This is a genomic window from Pilimelia anulata, assembly GCF_014647895.1.
In the GTDB taxonomy this organism is placed as follows: Bacteria; Actinomycetota; Actinomycetes; order Mycobacteriales; family Micromonosporaceae; genus Pilimelia; species Pilimelia anulata.
The window spans coordinates 372,892-388,520 of sequence record NZ_BMQB01000006.1 but is presented as its reverse complement, the minus strand read 5'-3'; the positions used below and the strand labels follow the sequence as shown (position 1 = coordinate 388,520).

15 protein-coding genes, 1 tRNA gene and 1 pseudogene are annotated in these 15,629 nt (G+C 75.3%); 6 read left to right on the top strand and 11 right to left on the bottom strand.

What is annotated here, in order from left to right; all coding sequences use genetic code 11:
* Nucleotides 1-60 precede the first annotated feature (60 nt).
* From IEY94_RS15975 to IEY94_RS24195, 3 genes and pseudogenes are all read right to left on the bottom strand, one after another.
* Entirely contained in the window at nt 61-582 is a 522-nt protein-coding gene (locus IEY94_RS15975) for an NUDIX domain-containing protein (RefSeq protein ID WP_229784012.1), read from the bottom strand.
* A complete protein-coding gene (locus IEY94_RS15970; RefSeq protein ID WP_505849401.1) occupies nt 579-1,457 on the bottom strand; it encodes an NsdA family TPR-like regulatory protein in 879 nt (292 codons plus the stop codon). The genes IEY94_RS15975 and IEY94_RS15970 overlap by 4 nt, the downstream gene beginning before the upstream one ends.
* Nucleotides 1,442-1,756: pseudogene (locus IEY94_RS24195) on the bottom strand (helix-turn-helix domain-containing protein); the annotation flags it as partial. The pseudogene IEY94_RS24195 and the gene IEY94_RS15970, both read right to left, overlap by 16 nt.
* 313 nt (nt 1,757-2,069) lie before the next feature.
* Here IEY94_RS24195 and IEY94_RS15960 point away from each other — a divergent pair.
* The 3 genes from IEY94_RS15960 to IEY94_RS15950 are packed head-to-tail and all read left to right on the top strand — an operon-like array spanning nt 2,070 to nt 4,038.
* Nucleotides 2,070-2,342, top strand: coding sequence for a recombinase family protein (locus IEY94_RS15960; protein ID WP_189170953.1), 273 nt, complete (start codon nt 2,070-2,072; stop codon nt 2,340-2,342).
* A gap of 57 nt (nt 2,343-2,399) precedes the next feature.
* Nucleotides 2,400-2,882, top strand: coding sequence for a GNAT family N-acetyltransferase (locus IEY94_RS15955; RefSeq protein WP_189170952.1), 483 nt, complete (start codon nt 2,400-2,402; stop codon nt 2,880-2,882).
* A gap of 34 nt (nt 2,883-2,916) precedes the next feature.
* A complete protein-coding gene (locus IEY94_RS15950) occupies nt 2,917-4,038 on the top strand; it encodes a DNA glycosylase AlkZ-like family protein (protein ID WP_189170951.1) in 1,122 nt (373 codons plus the stop codon).
* Between the two features lie 534 nt (nt 4,039-4,572).
* Here IEY94_RS15950 and IEY94_RS15945 read toward each other — a convergent pair.
* Together IEY94_RS15945 and IEY94_RS15940 are read right to left on the bottom strand one after the other, a co-directional pair.
* A complete protein-coding gene (locus IEY94_RS15945; protein ID WP_189170950.1) occupies nt 4,573-5,940 on the bottom strand; it encodes a cystathionine beta-synthase in 1,368 nt (455 codons plus the stop codon).
* 57 nt (nt 5,941-5,997) lie between these two features.
* Nucleotides 5,998-6,417: a YkvA family protein gene (locus IEY94_RS15940; RefSeq protein ID WP_189170949.1), complete on the bottom strand. Its 420-nt coding sequence runs from the start codon at nt 6,415-6,417 to the stop codon at nt 5,998-6,000.
* A 256-nt stretch (nt 6,418-6,673) separates the two neighbouring features.
* Between IEY94_RS15940 and IEY94_RS15935 the strand changes: the two genes are divergently transcribed.
* Nucleotides 6,674-7,495, top strand: a complete 822-nt coding sequence (locus IEY94_RS15935; RefSeq protein WP_189170948.1) for an SGNH/GDSL hydrolase family protein — start codon at nt 6,674-6,676, stop codon at nt 7,493-7,495.
* 49 nt (nt 7,496-7,544) lie between these two features.
* On the top strand, nt 7,545-8,792 hold the full coding sequence (locus IEY94_RS15930) for an acetyl-CoA C-acetyltransferase (protein ID WP_189170947.1): 1,248 nt from the start codon (nt 7,545-7,547) through the stop codon (nt 8,790-8,792).
* An 82-nt stretch (nt 8,793-8,874) separates the two neighbouring features.
* Here IEY94_RS15930 and IEY94_RS15925 read toward each other — a convergent pair whose 3' ends face one another.
* From IEY94_RS15925 to IEY94_RS15915, 3 genes are all read right to left on the bottom strand, one after another.
* Nucleotides 8,875-9,195, bottom strand: coding sequence for a hypothetical protein (locus tag IEY94_RS15925; protein ID WP_189170946.1), 321 nt, complete (start codon nt 9,193-9,195; stop codon nt 8,875-8,877).
* A gap of 118 nt (nt 9,196-9,313) precedes the next feature.
* Entirely contained in the window at nt 9,314-10,108 is a 795-nt protein-coding gene (locus tag IEY94_RS15920) for a Bax inhibitor-1/YccA family protein (protein ID WP_189170945.1), read from the bottom strand.
* Between the two features lie 137 nt (nt 10,109-10,245).
* Nucleotides 10,246-10,326 (bottom strand) — tRNA-Leu (locus IEY94_RS15915).
* Nucleotides 10,327-10,432: 106 nt separating this feature from the next.
* Here IEY94_RS15915 and IEY94_RS15910 point away from each other — a divergent pair.
* Nucleotides 10,433-12,403 carry a hypothetical protein gene (locus tag IEY94_RS15910; RefSeq protein WP_189170944.1) on the top strand — a complete coding sequence of 657 codons (1,971 nt, stop codon included), beginning with the start codon at nt 10,433-10,435 and terminating at the stop codon, nt 12,401-12,403.
* Nucleotides 12,404-12,454: 51 nt separating this feature from the next.
* Here IEY94_RS15910 and IEY94_RS15905 read toward each other — a convergent pair whose 3' ends face one another.
* From IEY94_RS15905 to IEY94_RS15895, 3 genes are read right to left on the bottom strand one after another with little or no spacing between them, the layout of a single operon-like run.
* Nucleotides 12,455-13,807: an NAD(P)/FAD-dependent oxidoreductase gene (locus tag IEY94_RS15905; protein ID WP_189170943.1), complete on the bottom strand. Its 1,353-nt coding sequence runs from the start codon at nt 13,805-13,807 to the stop codon at nt 12,455-12,457.
* A 45-nt stretch (nt 13,808-13,852) separates the two neighbouring features.
* A complete protein-coding gene (locus tag IEY94_RS15900) occupies nt 13,853-14,617 on the bottom strand; it encodes a uracil-DNA glycosylase (RefSeq protein ID WP_373291300.1) in 765 nt (254 codons plus the stop codon).
* Between the two features lie 32 nt (nt 14,618-14,649).
* The gene (locus IEY94_RS15895) at nt 14,650-15,579 is read right to left on the bottom strand and encodes an LppU/SCO3897 family protein (protein ID WP_189170942.1); all 930 of its coding nucleotides are present in this window, start codon (nt 15,577-15,579) and stop codon (nt 14,650-14,652) included.
* Nucleotides 15,580-15,629: the final 50 nt, after the last annotated feature.

Genomic DNA, 15,629 nt, shown 5'->3' with positions numbered 1-15,629 from the left:
AGAGACCCACCGACGAGCAGCCATGCCCACCCAACGACCCACTGATCCATAAGACGCTCCCTAGCCCACTCGACCGTCCTGCAAGTAACGCGCCGGGCCGCCGGCCAGGGCGTCGAGTGCCGCGGCCGCCCGTCGCCACACGTGCGGGCGCAGGCGCTCCGCCGCCGCGGCCGGGTCGCAGAACGCGTACGCCGCGAGCTCACCGTTACCCAGTTCCAGGCCGGCCAGGACAGCAGCGGACGGCACGCCCCCGTCGAAGATGAAGGCCAGCAGGTCGTCCCACGGGTCGTGCGGCGCCACCCAGTCCACGACCAGCAGCCGGCCGAGCGGTACGTCCAGGCCCAGTTCCTCGCGCACCTCGCGCCGGGCCGCGGCGGCGGGCGGCTCGTTCGCCTCGGCCCTGCCGCCGGGCAGGTCCCAGCCGGGCTTGTACGTCGGATCCACGAGCAGGATCCGGCCGGCGGGGTCGCGGATCAGCAGGTCGGCGCTGACCCGCTTGCGCGGCTGCGTCGCGTTGCCCGCCGCGAGATGCGCCCGCCACGCCACCGGATCCCGCCGGTACAGCGGCACCTCATCGTTCACCATGCCTCCTCACGGGTTGATGGATAGCCATCCTCCGCGGGCCCGTGGCAGAGCCACCGACGCGCGACGAGGGCTTCATCGAGACGAGCCGTGAATGCCGCGACGGACGTGTTACGCCGGTGCGGTTCCACCGTGCGCCGGAAGCCGGCGAGCTGCTCGACCACCAGGAACGAGCCGAGATGCTGCGTGGCGTCGAGCACGCGCGTGGCCAGGCTGCATGCCGCCGGCACCTCGCCCCGGCGCAATAGGGCGGCCACTAGAGGGAGCTGCCCGAACGCGCGACTCCGCAGCCGATCGTCCGCGCGCAGCTCCACGACGCGGTGGGCCTGCCGCTCCGCCCCGGCGATGTCGACGAGGTCGTACATACACCGCGCCGCTTCGGCGGCCAGCGCGCCCTCATCGAAGCCGCTGACCCACTGCGAATGCTCGACTGCGGGCGACGCGGCGAGTGCCCACTCGGCCCGAATCAGCAGATCGGCGGTCTCCCTCGGTCGCCGCAGGCCGGCCCGGGCGCGCGCCTGCATGGCGATGAGCCGCGCTTCGAGAACCGGATACCGCGGCCCGTCGGCGAGCATCACCAATGCCCGATGTGGGTACTCCATTCCCGCGATCGGGTTCCGCCGATAGTTGGCCAAGTGGCTCATGCTCGCCAATATGTGCGCCTCGATGAACCGATCATCACCCGCGCGAGCCAGGTCCAGCGCGCGACTGAAATGACGCTCAGCGGCGAGCGTACGCCCGACGTCGTGAGCCATCCATCCTGCCATTTCCGTGAAGGCCGCTGCGGCGGTGAAGGTGGCACGGGACGCTCCGCCCGAACCAACGAGTTGCGGGCATACTTCGCTGCGCAGGTAATTGATCACCGTCGCGTACAGGTGGCGCCGCCGACCTGCCGGTCGGCTATGCGGAACGACTGCATGGCGGCCGCGAACGCGGCACCGTCAGCGGCCGGTACCGGCCGCTCTCCCGCTGGGTGGCGCTGACTGCCCGCTGCGCTCGCGGGGTCGAGGAGCCGGGCCAGCTCGTCCAGGCCGACTGCCAGAGCCGCGGCGAGCCTCGGTCTGGCCCACGGCTGCGGGTCTGTCGCGCCGATCTCCCAGCGCGCCACTGTCGTCCGGTCCACCCCGAGTTCGTGTGCCAGCCGTTCCTGGCTGAATCCGAGGACCCGGCGGCGGCGCGCGAGTTCCCCCGTCTGTGGGGCACGGCCTCATCCTCCCGAGGGCTGCTGAACAGCATGGTAGGGCACGCCAGGATTCCGATGTCCACATGAGTCACGCGCGACCTGCATCCGGAATGCCACAGACCTGCCGCAGTTACGCCGTCGAGGGGCGGGCCGCTTCGGGCCAGAGTGAACCGAGCCGGCCGGCAACGCCGGGCGCGGAGTCGGATGTCGAAGGGGTGACTCCAACGAACCCGCTGCCGGCCGCGCCCAGCCGGAAGAGAGGCATGCGACCGTTGATCTACGGATACCTTCGGTACCGCCGGACGTGCACGACCACGAGCGGCGAGAGAACGAATGGCTCCTCTACGAATTCGCCGTCAATGAGGGCTACAGCCTGGCGGACATCTTCTACGAGCACCACCACGGCTCACACAGCTCCCTGATGGCGCTGCTCACACTGCTGCGACAACGGGACACGCGGCACGTCGTGGTACCGACACTCATGCACATCGCACGTCACCCATTGCTACAGATCACCATGATTGAGTTGTTCGAACAACAGGCCGCTGCCCACATTCACGAGTCCCGCGGGCATTGAGTGATTCTCGAACCATAATTCGTTGCCCCGGGAACGGGAATGCGCTGGAATTGCCCCATGGAGATCCGCCCCGCCACTGCCGCCGACTGGCCCTCGATCGCCCCCATCCTGGCCGCGATCGTCGCCGACGGCGAGACCTACGCGTACCCCGACGACGAGCCCACCCTCCGCGCCATCTGGCACGAACCCCCGCCGGCCCTCACCCTCGTCGCGGTGGACGACGGCGGCACGGTCCTCGGCTCCGCCAAACTCGGCCCCAACCGCCCGGGCCGCGGCGCCCACGTCGCCACCGCGAGCTTCATCGTGGCGCCGGCCGCCCGCGGCCGCGGCGTCGGCCGCGCCCTGGGCGTCGACGTCCTGGGCCGGGCGCGCGCCGCCGGCTACGCCGCGATGCAGTTCAACGCCGTCGTCGAGACCAACACCGCCGCCGTCAACCTGTGGCGCGACCTGGGGTTCGAGGTCGTCGGTACGGTGCCGGGGGCGTTCGAGTCGCGGCGGCACGGCCGGGTCGGGCTGCACGTGATGTATCGCCGGCTGTGACCCCCGCGTCACACCCCGCCCGTACGCTACGGGCATGGCGGAGCGGGCGTACCCCCGGCGCGGGGTCCTGGCGTACCGGTGGCAGCGGCAGCAGCTCGACGGCAGCGGCGCGCGCGGCGTCGACCTGCTCGACCACGGCGTGCAGGACACCGGACCGGACGGCGCCGCCTGGGCGCTGCACATCCGCGGCGGCGGGGCGCCCGCCCCGGCCGAGCACCTGCTGGCCTGGACGCTGCGCGGCGCCCCGCACCTGTACCGGCGGGCCGACGCCGCCGCCGTCACCGTCGCTACCGCGCCGTTCTCCGAGGCCGACGCCGGCAAGCGGATCTTCGACGCCAACCGCACGCTCCGGGCCGCCGACATCCCGGCGCTGGAGGCGCTGGCGACCGTCGCCGCCGCCGCCCGCAAGATCGTCACCGCGGGTACGCCGAAGGGGCGGCTGTCGGCCGCGCTGACCGAGCTGCTGCCGGAGCCGTACCTGCGGCACTGCCGGCCGTGCGGCGCCACCCACCCCGGCGAGATGCTGTTCCGGCTGGCGATGCTGCCCGCGGCGCTGGAGCTGACCCCGGACACCGCTCCCCCGGTGCTGCGCCGCATCCCGAAGCTGCGGGCCAACCCGTTCGGCACGCTCGGCGACCGGGCCGCGCCGCGGTTCGACGTGGTCCGCAACTACCTGCGGTTCCACGGGCCGGCCACGCCGAAGGAGGTGGCGGCGTTCCTGGACGCGCCGCTGCGCGACGTGCAGCGGCTGTGGCCCGACGACGCCGTACCGGTCAGCGTCCGCGACGACCCGCGCCGCGGGCTGGCGATGCTGGCCGACGACCTGCCGGCGCTGGCCGACGCCACGCCGGTCAGGGGCGAGCTGCGGCTGGTCGGGCCGTACGACGCGTACCTGCAGGGCCGCGACCGCGACCTGCTCCTGCCCGACGGCACCCGGCACAAGACGCTGTGGGCGGTCATCGGGCGGCCCGGCGGCGTCCTCGTCGACGGCGAGGTGGCGGGGGTCTGGCGGCCGCGGACCAGCGGGAAGCGGTTCGCCCTCGCGGTGCAGTGGTGGCGGCCGGCGAGCGCGGCGCTGGACCGGGCGCTGGCGGCGGCGGGCGAGCGGCTGGCGGCCTTCCGGGGCGTGAGCTTCACCGGCCTGGCCGAGAGCTGAGACCGCCGGGCCGGCGGCGGGGCGCCGCGCGCGGGGCCGCGAGAACGGGAGCACCGGGCCGGAGCGGGGCCGCGGGAGCGGGGAGCGCCGGGCCGGGTGCGCGGGGAGTGGCGGGCCCATCGAGCCGAGAAAGCTTCGGGCTGGGCGGGAGCGCGCGCTGCGGAGTTTGCGGGGGAACCGCTGCGCGTGCTCCCGCCCGCCGCTCCCGCCCGTGAACCGGGGAGAAACGCCTGGCCGGAGGCGTCGGACCGGCGGAGGCTTGCCGATCACCTGATCCTGGGCGGGTTGGTGCGGGACCCGGGGCGCTGGCGGGGCGCCGTGGGGTCCCGCGGAGGGAGCGTCTGGAGTTGTCGTCGGCGTGCTGCCACCCGGACTAACGCGCGAGTTGCGCCGAGAAAACGGACAACCGGTGCGACTTCCCCCACCTCTTCGTCACTCGATGCGGTGAGCCGACCACCCGGGCCGCGCTCGCCGCGGGCCGGGCGCGAAAAAGCGGACGATCGGGGCGTACCCGATCGTCCGCTCTCACGGCCGTCAGTGGCCGAGGTGCGCCAGCAGGTCCTGGCGGGTGAGCACGCCGGCCGGCTTGCCCTCGATGAGCACCATCGCGGCGTCCGCCTTCTCCAGCAGCGCCACCGCCTCGCCGACCGGCTGGCCGCCGCCGATCATCGGCAGCGGCTCGGCCAGGTGCTTCTCGACCATGTCGTGCAACTGCGCTTGGCCGGTGAACAGGGCGTCCAGCAGCGCCTTCTCCGACAGCGCGCCGGCGACCTCGCCGGTGACCACCGGCGGCTCGGCTTTGAGCACCGGGAGCTGGGAGACGCCGTACTCGCGCATGTAGTCGATCGCGTCCCGGACCGTCTCGGTCGGGTGGGCGTGCACGAGCTGCGGCAGGACGCCGTCCTTGCCGGCGAGCACGTCGGCCACCGTCGCGCCCTCGCGGCCGGTGTGCAGGAAGCCGTACCGGGCCATCCAGTCGTCGTTGAAGATCTTGGACAGGTACCCGCGCCCGCCGTCCGGCAGCAGCACCACCACGACGTCGTCGGGGCCGCACTCGCGGGCGACGGTGATCGCCGCGGCGGCGGCCATCCCGCAGGAGCCGCCGACGAGCAGGCCCTCCTCCCGGGCCAGCCGCCGGGTGATGTCGAACGACTCGGTGTCGGAGACCTCGACGATCCGGTCGCAGATCGTCCGGTCGTACGTCTCCGGCCAGAAGTCCTCGCCGACCCCCTCGACCAGGTACGGCCGCCCGGTGCCGCCCGAGTACACCGACCCCTCCGGGTCGGCGCCGATGATCTGCACCCGGCCGTCCGAGACCTCCTTGAGGTACCGGCCGGTGCCGGAGATCGTGCCGCCGGTGCCCACGCCGGCGACGAAGTGGGTGATCCGCCCCTCGGTCTGCCGCCACAGCTCCGGGCCGGTGGTCTCGTAGTGCGACTGCGGGTTGGCCGGGTTCGCGTACTGGTTCGGCTTCCACGCGCCGGGGATCTCCCGGGCCAGCCGGTCGGAGACCTCGTAGTACGAGCGCGGGTCCTCCGGCGCCACCGCGGTCGGGCAGACGACCACCTCGGCGCCGTACGCGCGCAGCACGTTGCGCTTGTCCTCGCTGACCTTGTCCGGGCAGACGAACACGCACCGGTACCCGCGCAACTGCGCCACCAGGGCCAGCCCGACGCCGGTGTTCCCGCTGGTCGGCTCCACGATCGTGCCGCCGGGGCGCAGTGCGCCGGACTTCTCCGCCGCCTCGACCATCCGGACCGCGATCCGGTCCTTGACCGAGCCGCCCGGGTTGACGTACTCGACCTTGGCGAGCACGGTCGGCGCGGCGTCGCCGACGACGCTGCGCAGCCGGACCAGCGGCGTGTTGCCGATCGCCTCGACGACGTTCTCGAAGTACTGCACCTACTCAGCTCCGTCCCGACGCGCCCGCGCCACCGAGCGCCATCGTAGCGAGCGCGGTCAGGGCAGGACGTCGCCGTCGATCGTGCCGGCGCGGCGGCGCTCCCACTCCAGGAACCGCTCGGTCTCGGCCAGCAGGCTGCCCGCCAGCCAGGTGATGACCACGGCGTCGTCGACCAGGCCGAGGACGGCCAGGAAGATCTCGGGCACGGCGTCGATGGGCGAGACCACGTACAGCGCGGCGGCCGCCATCAGCAGGATCCGCGAGCCGGCGTCGTACTCGCCGCGCAGCGACGCCCGCAGCATCCGGGGCAGCGCGGCCAGCCGCGCCCCGATCGACGGCCCGCCGCGGGCGCCCGCGGTCAGCGCCCGCCACAGCGCCCGGAACGCCGTGGCGCGGCGCAGCCCGCGCCCCGCCGCGCTGCTCCGACCCGCGTAGGTCCGACCCTGGCCGGCACCGGCTCGACCGGTACTCGTCATGCGGCTCACCTCCACCCTCCATGGTGCCCCGGGCCCGCTCACCCGCCCGCATGATGCCCGGCCGCCCGTCCGGCTGAACCCCCGGCGTGGCGGGGCCGGCGCCGAACCGGACGCCGCGGGCCGCACGGATCGGCGCCGGCCACTCCGGGCGCACCCGGCGGCTGAGGCGAACTCCCTGCTCACGACCGATTCCCGACCGACCGGACGGACCCGTAGGCTGGCCGGTGGCCAGGCGGATTCCCCAGTGGAGTGCACGATGATGCGGCTCGGACGCGCGGCGGCGGTCACCATGATCGCCACAACGGTGGGCGGTGCCGCCCTGCTCGGCATCGAGGCGCTGCTGGCGCGGGGTCGCCGGTACGCCCAGCCGGAGCTGGGCCTGACCCTGCGGGCTCAGCTCGGCCCGCCGGCGGCGGCGCCGCTGCGGCTGGTCCTGCTCGGCGACTCCACCGCGCTCGGCGTCGGGGTGGACCGGGTCACCGACACGATCGGCGGGCAGCTCGCCCGGTTCCTCGCCACCGGCGACCCGACCGCGGGCGGTGCCAGCGCGGTGGCCGGCGTGCCGACGCTGCCGCCGCGGCGGGTGCACCTGTCCAGCGTCGGCGTCTCCGGCTCCCGGTCCACCGACCTCGCCACCCAGGTCGCCCGGGCGCTGCTCGGCGAGCGGCCGGACGTCGCGGTGATCCTGGTCGGCGCCAACGACGTGACCGGCCTGCGCCGCCGGGTCGACGCGGCCACGTACCTGGGGGCTGCCGTGCGCCGGCTCGCCGACTCCGGCGTCGCGGTCGTCGTGGGTACCTGTCCGGACCTCGGCGCCGCCCGCGCGGTGGCCCAGCCGCTGCGCCGGCTCCTCGGCGCGCAGGGGCGGCGGCTGGCCCGGGCGCAGGCCGCGGCGGTGCGCCGGGCCGGCGGTACGGCGGTCGACCTGGGCGGGCTGACCGGGCCGGTGTTCCGGGCGGACGCGGGCACGCTGTGCCGGGACGGGTACCACCCCTCGGCCGACGGGTACCGGGTCTGGGCGCACGCGATGCTGCCGGCGCTGTTCGCCGCCGTCTCCCGCCCGACCACCAAGCACTGACCCGCCCCGACCCGGGGCGCTCGGGTGATTTCCGGCCTACTGTGGGTGCATGGCCGAAGCCGTCATCGTCGCCACCGCCCGTACGCCGATCGGGCGCGCCGCCAAGGGCTCCCTGCGCGAGCTGCGCCCCGACGACCTCGCCGCCGCCGCGGTCACCGCCGCGCTGGCGAAGGTCCCCGAACTGGACCCCGCCACCATCGACGACCTGTACCTCGGCTGCGGCCTGCCCGGCGGCGAGCAGGGCTTCAACATGGCCCGGGTGGTCGCCACCCTGCTCGGGTACGACCGGCTGCCGGCCGCCACGGTCACCCGGTACTGCGCCTCCTCGCTCCAGACCACCCGGATGGCCTTCCACGCGATCAGGGCCGGCGAGGGCGACGTGTTCGTCTCCGCCGGGGTCGAGTGCGTCTCCCGGTACGCCCGGGGCAACTCCGACGCGCTCCCGCCCGAGGCCGCGGAGCTGGTCGGCGGCGGCTGGCAGAACCCGCGGTTCGCCGCCGCCCGCACCCGGTCGGCCCGGCGGGCGGCCGGCGGCGACGGGCCGTGGCGGGACCCGCGGGCGGGCGGCGACCTGCCCGACATCTACCTGGCGATGGGCCAGACCGCCGAGAACCTGGCCGAGCTGAAGGGCGTCAGCCGGGCGGACATGGACGAGTTCGGCGTCCGCAGCCAGAACCTCGCCGAGCGGGCCATCACCGACGGCTTCTGGGCCCGCGAGATCACCCCGGTGACGCTGCCCGACGGTACGGTCGTCAGCACCGACGACGGCCCGCGCCCCGGCGTGACCCTCGACGGGGTGGCCGGGCTGAAGCCGGTCTTCCGGCCGGACGGGCGGATCACCGCCGGCAACTGCTGCCCGCTCAACGACGGCGCCGCCGCCGTGGTGGTCATGAGCGACGCCCGCGCCCGCGAGCTGGGCATCACGCCGCTGGCCCGGATCGTCAGCTCGGGCGTCACCGCGCTGTCCCCCGAGATCATGGGGCTGGGGCCGGTCGAGGCGTCCCGGCAGGCGCTGACCCGGGCCGGGATGGCGATGGCGGACATCGACCTGGTGGAGATCAACGAGGCGTTCGCGGCGCAGGTGATCCCGTCGTACCGGGACCTGGACATCCCGATCGAGAAGCTGAACGTGATGGGCGGCGCGATCGCGGTCGGCCACCCGTTCGGCATGACCGGCGCCCGGATCACCGGCACGCTGCTCAACGCCCTGGACTGGCACGACGGGTCCCTGGGCCTGGAGACGATGTGCGTGGGCGGCGGGCAGGGCATGGCGATGATCTTCGAGCGGCTGTCCTAGCGGCCGGGCGGACCGGCCGGGGTGCCCGCGCGGGCGCCGTCCGGCCGCCCGCCGCCGCGCGGCGGCGGGCCCGGCGGCACCGTCAGAGGGTCGAGCGGACCTCGGCGGCGTCGGCCGCGGCGGCGTGGGTGAGGCCGTCCGGGGCGCCGGCGACGAGCAGGTCGCGGGTGACCACCCGGAGCTGGTCCGGCAGGGCCAGGTCGTTCTCCAGCCGGGGCAGGTCGCGGCGCGGCTCCCCCTCGGCCTCGGCGGCCAGGTCGGCGAGGCGCTGGGCCAGCCCGTGCACGACCTCGGCCCGCGACGGCCCACCGGCCTCGATCGGGGTGGCCCAGCGGGCGGGCGTCCACTGTGCCACCTGGGCGACGAGGAGATCGACGACCCGCGCCAGTTCCGCCCCACTCATGCGCGCAGCGTACTCGCCCGCCCGGCCGCCCGCTGACCCGCCGGTCCCGGCAGCGGCGGGAACGCCGAACGGGGGCGGCCGCGGCGCGGCGCCCCCGTTCGGGTCGATGCGTGCGGCGTCAGTCGCGCAGGTAGCCGATCAGCCGCAGGATCTCCAGGTACATCCAGACCAGGCCGACGACCAGGCCGAACGCGCAGTTCCAGGCGAACTTGCGCGGCAGCCCGTACCGGACGCCCTCCTCGATCTGGTTGAAGTCGAGGATGAACGTCAGTGCGGCCACGACGATGCAGACGACGCTGAAGCCGATGGCCAGCGCCCCGCCGTCGCGCAGCCCCATGTTCACGCCGAACAGCGCCAGCACGAAGTTGATCGCCATCAGCGCGAATACGCCGACCAGGGCGAACAGCACGCCGCGGGCGAACTTCGGCGTCGCCCGGATGGCCCGGACCCGGTACAGGACGGCCATGAGGACGAACGTGCCGAACGTCCCGATCGCCGCCTGGACGACGATGCCGGGGAACTGCTGCTCGAAGTACTTGCTGATCAGGCCCACGAACGCGCCCTCGACCAGCGCGTACGCGCCGATGACCAGCGGGTTGGTGACCCGGGCGAACGAGATGACCAGGCCCAGCACGAGGCCGAGCATGGCCGCGCCCAGCATGACCGGCAGCGCCAGCCCGTCGGGCACCGTGGCCCAGGCGACCCCGCCGGCCAGGCCCACCAGGGCCAGCAGGCCGACAGTGCGGACCACCACGTCGTCGATCGTCATCGGTGCCACGACGGGCGGGGCCGCGCCGAAGCCGGCGCCCGTCGGGTACGGCTGGCCGGCCGGGGCGGGCGGTGCGTAGCCGGCGGCCCGCTCCCGCTGCGCGGCCTCCCCCAGCCGGCTGAGCACCGGGTTGTGACTCTTCACGTCGCTCCTCCTCAACCATGACGTACCGCGTAAGCGTACTGCCTGTCCGCCACCGCGGACACGGTCGGCAATCCGACATCGGGTGCGGTACGGCACACGCGACGCGGCGGGCCCGGCGGGCGGCCGCCGGGCTGCGGTGCCCGGAGCGGGGCTCGAACCCGCACGCCTCTCGGCAGCCGCTTTTAAGGCGGCCGTGTCTGCCATTCCACCACCCGGGCGGGGGGTAGCCCGCACTCACCGTATCCGGTCGATCGGACGGACGCACACCCCGCCGGCGCCGAGCGGGGGGTCCCCCGTCCGGACCGCACCGTTAGGGTCTGGTGCGTGACGCACAGCTCACCCCTCGACAACGACCGATCCGCCGCCAGCACCGGGCCGACCGCGGCCGAGCCGTCCGCCGCGGCCCCGGCCGCGCCGGAACCGACCGCCCCGGCACCGGCCGCCGCCGAGCGGGCGGAGCCGGCCGCCACCGAACCGGCCACCGCGGCACCGCCGGCCACCGCACCGCCGGCCACCGAGCCGCCCGCCGCCGTACCGTCGGCCACGGGTGGGCGGGGGTGGTGGCGCGGCCCGGCGGCGGTCGACGTGCTGGTGTGCGCCGGCTACCTGGTGGCCGCGTTCGTCGTCCTCAGCCAGCTCTGGGTGGCGCCGACCGAGCGGGTGCTCTCGCTCAACGCCGAGGACCAGACCCTGTACGAGTGGTTCCTGGCCAACGACACGCTGCTCTGGACCGGCGGGTCCGGCCTGCTCAGCGACCGGCTGAACGCCCCCGAGGGGTTCAACCTGATGGCCAACACCACGGTCATCGCCCTCGGCCTGCTCGGCACCCCGGTCACGCTGGCGTTCGGCGCGCCGGTGACGTTCGCGCTGTTCGCCACGCTGAACCTCGCCGGCACGGCCGCCGCCTGGTACCTGCTGTTCGCCCGCGGCCTGCGCCGGCACCGGCTGGCCGCCGGCATCGCCGGGGCGTTCTGCGGCTTCGCGCCGGGGATGGTCTCGCAGAACATCTCGCACCTGCACATGAGCGCGCAGTGGCTGGTCCCGCTGATGGTCTGGTGGGTGATCGTGCTCGCCCGCACCGGCGACCCGGCCGCGCCGCGCCGCGAGCGCGCCTTCTGGGTCGCTTCGCTGGCGCTGGCGGCGACCGTGTTCGTGCAGGTGTTCATCGGCGAGGAGGTGCTGTTCCTCACCGCGTTCACGCTGCTGTTCGTCGTCGGCGCGTACGCGCTGGCCCGGCCGGCGGCGCGCCGGGCGGCGCCGCGGTTCCTGGCCGCGATGGCCGTCACGGCGGTGGTGGCGGGCGCGGCGCTGGCGTACCCGCTGTGGTTCCAGTTCCTCGGCCCGCAGGGGGTCAAGGACGGGATCTTCGCGCCGGACTACTTCTCCGCCGACCTGGCGAGCTGGATCGCCATCTCGCCGCTGTCGCTGGCCGGCTCGGACGCGGCGGCGCGGCTGACCACCGGGCCGTCGGAGTACAACACCTTCCTCGGCCTGCCGCTGATCCTGGTCGCGGTCGCCGGGGCGGTCTGGCTGATCCGCAAGCCGGCGGTGCTCGCCTGCGCGGTCGGCGCGCTGGTGATGGCCGCGTTCTCGCTCGGCCCGAAGCTCGTGGTCAACGGCGAGCGGACCGGCTTCTACGGCCCGTACATGGCGATCAAGAACGTGCCGGTCATCGACGGGGCGCTGCCGATGCGGTTCGCGCTCGCGGCGATCCCGCTGGTCGCGGCGATCCTGGCGTACGTCGTGCACGCCGCGCTGCGCCGCCCCGAGCGGGCCGTCCGCTGGGGGGTGCCGGCCCTGGTCGCGGCCGCGCTGCTGCCGATCGCGCCGGCGCCGCTGCCGGTGTCGGCCCGGCCGCCGCTGCCGACGTTCATCAGCGGCGGGGCGTGGAAGCAGTGCGCGCCCGAGAACGGCGTGCTGGTCACCGTGCCGCTGGCGACGCCGCCGCGGCCGGGGCCGATGCGGTACCCGACGGCCACGAACATCGCGTTCGCCATCCCCGAGGGGTTCTTCATCGGCCCGTACGGCACCGACGGCAGCGGCGCGATGGGCGTCTCCCGGTTCCCGATCGCGCAGTGGCTGGAGGAGGTCGCCACCTCCGGCGCGGTACCCCCGGTCGGGCCCGCGGACCGGGACGCGCTGCGGGTGGCGCTGGAGTTCTGGCGGGCCGACTGCGTCGCCGTGGTCGACGCCGAGCCGAACGCCGAGGCGATCCGGACGGCGCTGACCGCGCTGTTCGCCCGGCCCGGCGCACGGCTGGCGGACGCGACGACCTGGCGGGTCGAGCGCGGCTGAGCCCGGTGCGGCCCCCCCCGCGGCGCGACAGCGGCGGGGGCCGGCGGGCGGTCAGCCGCGCTGCTCGGCCGGGCGCTGCCCGTCGCCGGCCGGGACCGGCGGGGTGACCTCGGCGAAGCTCTCCCGCGGGTGCTCCAACTGGCCCAGCGCCACGACCTCGCGCCGGGTGAACAGCGCGAGCGTCCAGTCGACGACCACGCGCACCTTGCGGTTGAGCGACGGGATCCGGCTCATGTGGTACGTCCGGTGCATGAACCACGCCGGCAGCCCGGTGAGCTTGATCCCGTACACCTGCGCCACGCCCTTGTGCAGCCCCAGGCTGGCGACGCTGCCGACGTGCTTGTGCCGGTACTCCCGCGGCGCGCGCCCGGCGACCACCGCGGCGATGTTGTCGGCGAGCCGCCGGGCCTGCCGGACCGCATGCTGCGCACTCGGGGAGCAGAGCGCGCCGGGCGGGCCGGTCAGGTCGGGCACGGCGGCGCAGTCGCCGGCGCTCCACGCGCCCGGCACCACCCGGCCGTCGGCGTCGACCACCTGGAGCGTCGCCGCGCAGGTGATCCGGCCGCGGTCGTCGCGCGGCAGGTCGGTCTGGTTGAGCATCGGCGACGGCCGCACGCCCGCGGTCCAGACGATCGTGTCCGAGTCGAACCGCTCGCCGTCGGACAGCTCCACCTCGCCGTCCACGCAGGACTCGAGCCGGGTGCCCAGCCGGATGTCCAGGCCGCGCTTGAGGAGCTGCCGGACGGTGTACGCGCCCATGTCGCGGTCCACCTCGGGCAGCACCCGCTGGGTCGCCTCGACCAGCACCCAGCGCATGTCGGCCGGGGTCAGCTCGGGGTAGTAGCGCAGCGCGTCGCGGGCCATGTCCTCCATCTCGGCGAGCGCCTCGATGCCGGCGTACCCGCCGCCGACGAAGACGAACGTCAGCGCCCGGCGGCGCACGCCGGCGTCGGCCGTGGCCGCGGCGACGTCCAGCCGCTCGAGGACGTGGTTGCGCAGGTAGATGGCCTCGCCGATGCTCTTGAACCCGATCCCCTGCTCGCGCAGGCCGGGGACCGGCAGGGTCCGGGAGACCGAGCCGGGGGCGACGATGACGTGGTCGTACGGGACGTCGATCGGCGGCCCGGAGATCGGCTCGACGGTGGCGACCCGGTCGGCGTGCCGGATCCGGGCGACGTGCCCGTTGATCACCCGGCAGCCGCGCAGCTCGCGGCGCAGCGGCACGACCGCGTGCCGCGGCGAGATGTTCCCCGCCGCCGCTTCCGGCAGGAACGGCTGATACGTCATGTGCGGCTGGGGATCGACGACGATCACCTCGGCCCCGCGCAGCTTGCGGGACAGGCGCAGCGCGGCGTACAGCCCCACGTGCCCCGCCCCGACCACGAGAATCCGCTCAGCACTCATGGCCTCATCCTGCTCCCCCGGGCGCCCGCCGAACCCCCGGTGTGATCAGCGAGTCATGTGATCCGGGCGACCCTCGGCCAGCTCCCGCGCGCTGACCAGCACCGCGTCGAGCATGGGCGGGGTGAGCCGGCCGGTGAAGGTGTTCTGCTGGCTGACGTGGTAGCTGCCGAGCAGGGCCGGCAGCGCCGGATCGGCGGGCAGCCAGCGGGCGCCGTGGCCGAACGCCGGCCGGGGCGAGGGCGGGCGGGCGCCGTACACCGCGCGCAGCAGCGGCCAGAACGCCGCCCAGGCGAACCCGCCCAGCGCGACCACCACCCGCAGCGTCGGCCGCAGCAGGTCGAACTCGCGGTGCAGCCACGGCGCGCAGGTGTCCCGCTCGGCGGGCGTCGGCTTGTTGTCGGGCGGGGCGCAGCGGACGGCGGCGGCGATCCGGGTGTCGCGCAGCGCGAGGCCGTCGTCGCGCGACGTGCTGTCCGGCCGGTTGGCCAGGCCGACCCGGTGCAGCGCGGCGAACAGTACGTCGCCGGACCGGTCGCCGGTGAAGACCCGGCCGGTGCGGTTGCCGCCGTGCGCGGCGGGGGCGAGGCCGAGGATGGCGATCCGGGCGGCCGGGTCGCCGAAGCCGGGGACCGGGCGGCCCCAGTACTCCCGGTCGCGGAAAGCGGCCCGCTTCTCCGCGGCGACCCGCTCCCGCCAGGCGACCAGCCGGGCGCAGGCGAAGCAGCCGACGACCGCGCGGTCCAGTGCCGGCAGGTCCGGGGCGCGCCCGGCCGCCGCCCGGACCCCGCCGGCCGTGCGCACCGCCGCCACGGCCCGCGCTTCCGGCGTACCCGGCGCGCCGGTCAGCGCTTGATCGGGCCCAGGCACAGGGCGTAACCGCGGGCGCCGTCGCGGTCGGCGGCCTCCCAGAAGGTGTACTCGGCGGCCGGGTACGCCGCGCAGATCGTGTTGCTCGCGTTGAACTGCTGCTCGGTGATCTGGTCGACCTTGCCGAGCACCCGCCAGCGGGCGGCGCCGTCGCCGCAGGCGATCTTCTTCATCGCCTTCGGCTGCTCGCCGACCAGGCACTCGCCGACGGCGGCGCGCGGCTCCGGCTCGTACGTCAGGTGCCGGGCGACCTGCCAGCCCACGGCGGCGGCGAGGACGACGGCGGCCAGGCCGATGACGAGCATGACCTTGACGAACGGGCTGCGCCGGCCGGGCTCGCGGGCGGCGGCCGGGGGCGCGGCGGGTTCGGGGTCCGGCTCGGCGGCCGGGGCGGGGTCGGGCTGGCCGGCGGCGGGCGGCCCCCAGCCGGCCGGCGCGCCGTCCGCCGGGTACGGGCCGGCCGGCCCGAACGGCTCCCCGTTCGCGCCGCCACCGGGAGGTGCGAACGGGTCACCGGGCGCGGCGGCCGGCGGGAGCCGGTCCCCGGCGGCCGGCGGGAAGCGGTCGCCGGCCGACCCGAACGGGTCCTGAACCGGGGGCGCGGCGGGGTCCGGCGCCGGTGCGGAGAGGCCCCAGCCGACGGGCGGGGCGGCGGGCGCCGGCGGACCCCAGCCGGGCGGGGCGTCGGGCGCGGGCGGCGCGGCCGCGGGCTCGGCGGCGGGCGGGCCCCAGCCCGGCGGCGGGGTCAGGCCGATCGAGGTGGCGTCCGGGTCGGCGGGCGGCGCGCCGCGCTGGACCGGCACGTACGGCGGCTCGGCCGGCGGGGCCGGGCGCGCGCCATCGGCGTCGGGACGGTCGGTCGGCGCGTCGTAACGGCCCGATGAGGGCGGGTGTGGCGTGGACACAGCCGGTTCCTTTCGGGAGGTCTGCGGCAGTGTAGCGGTGCCCGCCGACA

Bases quoted from the DNA above. Each gene is read 5' to 3' on its own strand.
- IEY94_RS15955 (WP_189170952.1), top strand. From the start codon at position 2,400: ATGGAGATCCGCCCCGCCACTGCCGCCGACTGGCCCTCGATCGCCCCC.
- IEY94_RS15950 (WP_189170951.1), top strand. From the start codon at position 2,917: ATGGCGGAGCGGGCGTACCCCCGGCGCGGGGTCCTGGCGTACCGGTGG.
- IEY94_RS15940 (WP_189170949.1), bottom strand. From the start codon at position 6,417: ATGACGAGTACCGGTCGAGCCGGTGCCGGCCAGGGTCGGACCTACGCG.
- IEY94_RS15935 (WP_189170948.1), top strand. From the start codon at position 6,674: ATGATGCGGCTCGGACGCGCGGCGGCGGTCACCATGATCGCCACAACG.
- IEY94_RS15930 (WP_189170947.1), top strand. From the start codon at position 7,545: ATGGCCGAAGCCGTCATCGTCGCCACCGCCCGTACGCCGATCGGGCGC.
- IEY94_RS15925 (WP_189170946.1), bottom strand. From the start codon at position 9,195: ATGAGTGGGGCGGAACTGGCGCGGGTCGTCGATCTCCTCGTCGCCCAG.
- IEY94_RS15905 (WP_189170943.1), bottom strand. From the start codon at position 13,807: ATGAGTGCTGAGCGGATTCTCGTGGTCGGGGCGGGGCACGTGGGGCTG.